This is a genomic window from Pelistega indica (assembly GCF_000506865.1).
Lineage (GTDB): Bacteria > Pseudomonadota > Gammaproteobacteria > Burkholderiales > Burkholderiaceae_B > Taylorella > Taylorella indica.
On sequence record NZ_AYSV01000054.1, the window covers coordinates 26,056 to 32,277 of the forward strand.

Genomic DNA, 6,222 nt, shown 5'->3' on the forward strand with positions numbered 1-6,222 from the left:
ACCTGAGTAAACGCACCTCAGCATTTTAAATCAGTAGATGTTTCACATTTCTTAAAAAGCTTTTAAGAGCACTATTATTTGGTATTTTTTGTTTAAATTTACAGAAACTAATAATTTTCTTATAATTAAACTGCCATTTAAAACTAAATGTTTATGATTTTTATTAATAAATAGAAAATAGGGAGAAGTTATGGGTTTAAATCCTATGTATGTAACGTTTGTCCTTTACATTATTGCCGTATTAGGGATCGGGGTTGCTGCTTATCTTGCTACACGCAATTTTGATGATTATATTCTTGGAGGCCGCCGACTAGGTGGCTTTGTAACGGCTATGGCTGCTGGCGCATCAGATATGTCAGGTTGGCTATTGATGGGTTTACCGGGCGCTATTTATGCGAGTGGCTTAATAGAGGCGTGGATTGCAATTGGGTTGACGATTGGTCAATACTTTAACTGGTTATTAGTCTCAGGTCGTTTACGTGTACATACTGAATTAAATAATAATGCTTTAACGCTACCGGAGTACTTTGCTTCTAGGTTTGGTGAATATGGGAAGTTATTAAAAATAGGTTCAGCAGCGATTATTTTATTTTTCTTCACTATTTATAGTGCTTCTGGTGTTGTTGCTGGTGCGCGTCTATTTGAATTGTTGTTTGAAGTGGATTACGGAACAGCTATCGTATTAGGTGCCGTAGCAACGATTATTTATACCTTTATTGGTGGTTTCTTAGCCGTGAGTTGGAGTGATAGCCTACAGGCGACACTCATGTTTTTCGCGTTGATTTTTACGCCAATTGCTATTTATTTGCAACTAGGTGGTGCCGAAGAATTGAGCGCAGCATTTGCAGCTGCTTCACAAGCGACTAATATTCCCTATTCTAGTTTAGTACCAGATACATCAAGTGCTGCTATTATTGGGATTATCTCAGCCGCTGCATGGGGGTTAGGATATTTTGGTCAGCCACATATTTTGGCTCGCTTTATGGCATCATCGTCTGTTAAAACACTAAAAAATGCACGTCGTATTAGTATGACATGGATGATTTTATGTTTACTTGGCGCTGTATTAGTGGGGTATTTTGGTATTGCTTACTTCCAAGAGCATCCTGAGCAAGTGGGGGTATTAAAAAGTAATCCAGAGCGTATTTTCATGGTGTTATCAACTATTCTATTTAACCCATGGATTGCAGGAGCTATTTTATCGGCTATTTTAGCGGCGATTATGAGTACCTTAAGTGCTCAATTATTAGTTTGCTCATCAGCCCTAACAGAGGACTTCTATAAAGGCTTTTTGCGCCCACAAGCTAGTCAAACAGAATTGGTATGGATTGGTCGCTTGATGGTATTAGCGGTTGCGGTATTAGCTATTTTCATTGCCCAAGACCCTAATAGTAAAGTGCTAGGATTAGTGTCTTATGCATGGGCAGGTTTTGGTGCAGCGTTTGGACCAGTAGTGTTATTTTCAGTATTCTGGAAACGCACTACAGCTATTGGTGCCTTGGCAGGTATGATTGTAGGTGCTGTTGTTGTCGTCTTCTGGAAAGATGTCAGTGGTAGTGCTTTATATGAAATTGTTCCAGGCTTTATAGCATGCTCGGTAGTACTTTACGTTGTCTCTTTAATGGGTAAACCACCTGCTGAAGTTGTTCAACGTTTTGATACAGCGACTCAAGAGTTTAAACGCTTAAGTGCGGAATAATAGGTAGAGCCTATTTGATACTAGACTAATTTATTAATATAAATAGACAATAATAAATAAGATGGTGGTAATTAACTATCTGGGAACTAGATATTAACTCTATTGACTATTAGTGAATTATGGAAACCTTGTTTAGAGAGCTTATTGCTCTAAACAAGGTTTTTTTTTATGTAAAAAATAAATAGAAAGTGAATAGAAAATGGATAGGGCAAATCTATCCTATTCATCTTGATTCTTAAGGGAGATGGTTTTATTGTTAACGCTCGATAGCTATTACTATTAATGGGAATAAGACATACAGAATAAATAATAAGCAATAAGAAAGAGCTTGCTATGAAAATATCGGGCGAGGAGGATGGCAGCTATTAGAAAGGAGTAAGAGCAACATAAGGGTGATAGGTTTTATAAAGATTATAAGTTATATCATAAGAATCATAAGAGTCATAAGAATCATAAGTTTAATACGTTAGACCAAGAAGAGTATATAAACAGGATTGATGGTATAGATGGATAGAACAGATAAGGTGGATAGGACAGATGATGTGTATAGGATAGATGAAGTGGAGGTTATAGAAGGTATAGATGACTCAATGAATCAACAGAGACATATTCCATTATGGGCTGGTTTAGAAAAGCATCCGCTGACAGCAAAACAATATCAAGCTTGCTCTTCTAATGCACAGAGTACACTTGTCTTGGCGGGTGCAGGAACGGGGAAAACCAGTACCATTGTCGGTCGTTTAGCCTATCTTTGGGAAAATCATTTAGCCAATGCGGAGCAGGTATTATTGCTAGCCTTTGCTGTAGAGGCGGCAAATGAGATTAATGACAGGGCATCAAAGATTATGCACCATTATCCGTGGATTAAAGAGCAGGCAGAGGAAAATCAAGGCTTTCAAGCACGCACTTTTCATAGTTTAGGGTGGTCGATTATTCAAGCCGTTGAACAAGCGGAGAAAGAGCAACAGTACAAAGAACAACAGGAGAAAGAACAATATAATCAGCTAAGACTAGACGGAGAATATTCAACTCAGGTTATAACACCTAATTCTTGCGAAGAAAATGGAGATTTATTTTCACAATCAGAGGTAAATTCCTTCTCAAAAAATACATGCTTAAAACTAAGTGCCTTAGTGGATGAGGAAAAATTAAAGGAGTTTATTGCTAGTCATCTTAAACAGCAAATTAGCCATAAAGCTATTTTTACTTACTTTACGTTTTATCACCAACCAGTAAGGGCATTGGTATGGCGAACGCTGAAAGATGATTATGTGCAAAACCAATTAGAGCTAATCATCGCTAATACGCTTTACTATCACCAAATTCGCTATATCTATCAAGCACATTTTAAAGAGGATATTTATTTGGACAAAAAAAGCGATGAGCCTTACCGATGCAGTTTTTTGATACCTGAGCTGAATATCTATGTTCAAGTATTTGATGCATATTTACATGATATAGATGAAAACCATACGCTAACAAGTTTTAGACATATGACGCGTGAAATTCATCAGCAGTATAAGACATCATATATTGAAATATATAGAGATACGTGCTGCTTTTTTAATGTAAATTTGATCATCCATACAGATACCAATATCTATATAGATACTAATATAGATACTAATATTGATACTGTTAATAGTATCCATATCAAGGGTGATATGGTAGAAAAACAAAATGTATTTATCTGGTATGACTATTGGAATAGTATTTGTTTAAGTTTAAAAGAGTTAATTGTATATAACCAATCGCCCACACAATATCAGGAGCAGAGCCAATATCAACTACACCATGTAGTGCAACCACCATGTCAATATCAAGAGCAGAAGTCGTTTGAATCCATTCCATTGGCGATTAATAGCCCGGGAAGGCTTGATGAGCTGATCGCACTTTTACAAGATTATTTTATCTATTTGAAATCTGAAGGAAAAACAGCGGCTAATTTAGCAGAAGAGCAAGCGCAGCTTGAACAAATTAATCAGCAAACCAATCATTATTTTTCTAGTGAACGTATACAAGAAAAACAACACTTAGCAGAAATAAAGGAACAACAAAAAAATCAACAGCGCAATACAGGTATAAATACTGAAGACTTATCATCAGAGACATTAATGCTGACATACTGGATTAATAGTGAAAAAATGTTTATATATTCGTTGTTAATCCCTATTTTTGAGGCTTATGAAGATTATTTACGTGAGGAGCAAGCTATTGATTTTGATAGCATGATTAGCCTTGCTACACATTATGTGCAAGAGGGTAAATTTCAAATTCCATGGACAGATATTTTGATTGATGAGCTTCAAGATATATCTGTGGCTCGTTTTAAATTGATTCAAGCAATGCGACAACAACGGCCTAGCCTTCGTTTATTTTGTGTAGGAGATGATTGGCAAACAATTTTTGAGTTTGCTGGTAGCCAATTAGCGTATATTCGTCATATTGAAAACTATATTGGCGATACAACAAAAATAAGTCTGGACGTGAGTTTTAGGTTTCATCAAGGATTGAGCGACCTAAGCAGTGCATTTATCCAAAAGAATCCTTCGCAATATAAAAAAACGTTGCAGGCACTTGAGGTTAAACAGGAGGAAGGTAATGGTGTCACGCTGGTACCATATCAACGTGAGCAACGCCAAGAGTATCAATTTCAGAATCAACAATCCCAGTATCGATATCAACAGAAGCTTCAATATCAATGTATTGAGCAGCTTTTATCGCGTATTGAACAAAAGTATATATTATCTAAACTGACTCCATCATCAACGGAAACAGTGTTTCACCCTACAAAAATCACTTGTCTTATATTGGCACGTTTTAATCATTTATTACCAAGTGAGTCACAATTAGCAATTTATCAGCAAAAGTTCCCATCTATCCATTTACGCATGTCAAGTATTCATAGTGCCAAAGGGCAGGAGGCGGATATTGTGATTTTGCTTGGCTTAAATAAGGGAGAGTTTGGCGTACCTTCAGAAAAAGCAAGCCGTTTGGAGAAATATAAACCGACTTTCGAGCAATTCCCTTTTGCCCAAGAGAGGAGAGTTTTTTATGTTGCACTGACCCGCGCTAAGAAGCATGTGTATTTGATGTATGAACAAGATTATCCAACACTTTGCAATGATAAACAACGTCAATCTATATCTGAGACTAGTCATTCAGTATTTTTAGAAGAGTTAATAAGAGAGTTTACTGTGAGTATTGAACCTTTAGTTGATAACCCTGACGTTCCTCAGCAATCTCAATCCCAATCGCAATTCTTATCTTTTATTCTACGTAAATTGAGGGCTTCTTTTAATAGAATAGCGGAGTGATATTGTACCCATCCCATTTTTAGTACAACTATAAAGTAGAAACGGAATGTTTTTGTTTGTACATTAAAGGGGTGAGCCCCTTTAGTGCATCATGAGGTCTTTGCGTATTATAAATCGTTAACCACTCCTCGGTTAGTTGTTTAACCTGTTTTAGTGTTTTAAAGAGGTAACACCCTAAAACCTCTGTGCGATACGTCCGATTAAATCGCTCAATAAAGCCATTTTGGTAGGGGCATCCTGGTTGAATATAATCAATATAGATACCGTGTTGCTTTGCCCAATTCACAAACCGATGCGAGGTAAACTCTGTGCCATTATCTACCCTAATCCTCTCTGGATAACCGTATAACTCGGCAAGGCGATCTAGGTAATCAATCACTTTGCCTGTTGGCATACCCACACTCACCTGAATCCCTAAGGCTTGGCGATTATAGTCATCTATTACATTAAGGGTTCTAAAGCGCACCTGGTTCTCTAAGCTGTCACTCATAAAGTCCATCGACCAACACTGATTGGCTCGTTCTGGTGTTTGTAATAGCAATGGTTCACGAACAGGCAAACGTTGCTTGCGCTTGCTTTTTAAATTCAATTTAAGCTGTGTATAAACACGGTATACACGTTTATGATTCCAAGGGTAGCCCATATGTCGAATTCTTTTAAAACACTTCATAAATCCCCAACGAGGGTGCTTATTAGAGACCTCCGTGAGTATCGCTGAGACTTCGCTATCATCTGATAGTACGTTTCTCGATAAATAAAAGCCGTACGACTAATGCCAGCCACCTTGCAACACAAGGCAATACTGGCGGTAAACTTGACCCGCAACTCATGAACCCAACTCTTGCGTTCTTGGACGGGTTTTTATAGCTTTTTTTATGATTTCTTCCTGCATCATGGATTTAAGACTGAGCTCGGCATACATCTGCTTGAGCCGACGATTCTCCGCTTCGAGTTCTTTTAAGCGTCTTACATCAGAGACTTCCATCCCCCATAACGTTCTCGCCATTTGTAGAATGTGGCAGAAGAAATGCCATGTTGACGGCATAACTCTTGAACAGGGGTGCCTGCCTCGGCTTGTTTAAGAATGTTGATAATTTGGCTTTCGCTAGTACGTTTACTCATGGTAAAACTCCTTTGAAATAAGTTTACGGTAACGTTCAAAAAAGTTCTACTTTCTTGTTGTCTTAATTTAGGGGATGGTTACAT

General features: G+C 37.5%; 3 protein-coding genes and 1 pseudogene. 2 read left to right on the top strand and 2 right to left on the bottom strand.

Annotation, left to right across the window (positions count from 1 at the left end):
• Window positions 1-190 precede the first annotated feature (190 nt).
• Both putP and V757_RS27440 read left to right on the top strand, forming a co-directional pair.
• Complete coding sequence (gene putP / locus V757_RS18495; protein ID WP_023949975.1) at window positions 191-1,699, top strand: sodium/proline symporter PutP; 1,509 nt, start codon at window positions 191-193, stop codon at window positions 1,697-1,699.
• Between the two features lie 506 nt (window positions 1,700-2,205).
• Complete coding sequence (locus V757_RS27440) at window positions 2,206-5,016, top strand: UvrD-helicase domain-containing protein (RefSeq protein ID WP_023949977.1); 2,811 nt, start codon at window positions 2,206-2,208, stop codon at window positions 5,014-5,016.
• 28 nt (window positions 5,017-5,044) lie between these two features.
• Here V757_RS27440 and V757_RS28865 read toward each other — a convergent pair.
• Both V757_RS28865 and V757_RS28870 read right to left on the bottom strand, forming a co-directional pair.
• Window positions 5,045-5,740 (bottom strand): annotated as a pseudogene (locus V757_RS28865) (IS3 family transposase); the annotation flags it as partial.
• 242 nt (window positions 5,741-5,982) lie between these two features.
• Window positions 5,983-6,138 carry a transposase gene (locus V757_RS28870; RefSeq protein WP_147628878.1) on the bottom strand — a complete coding sequence of 52 codons (156 nt, stop codon included), beginning with the start codon at window positions 6,136-6,138 and terminating at the stop codon, window positions 5,983-5,985.
• Window positions 6,139-6,222 lie beyond the last annotated feature (84 nt).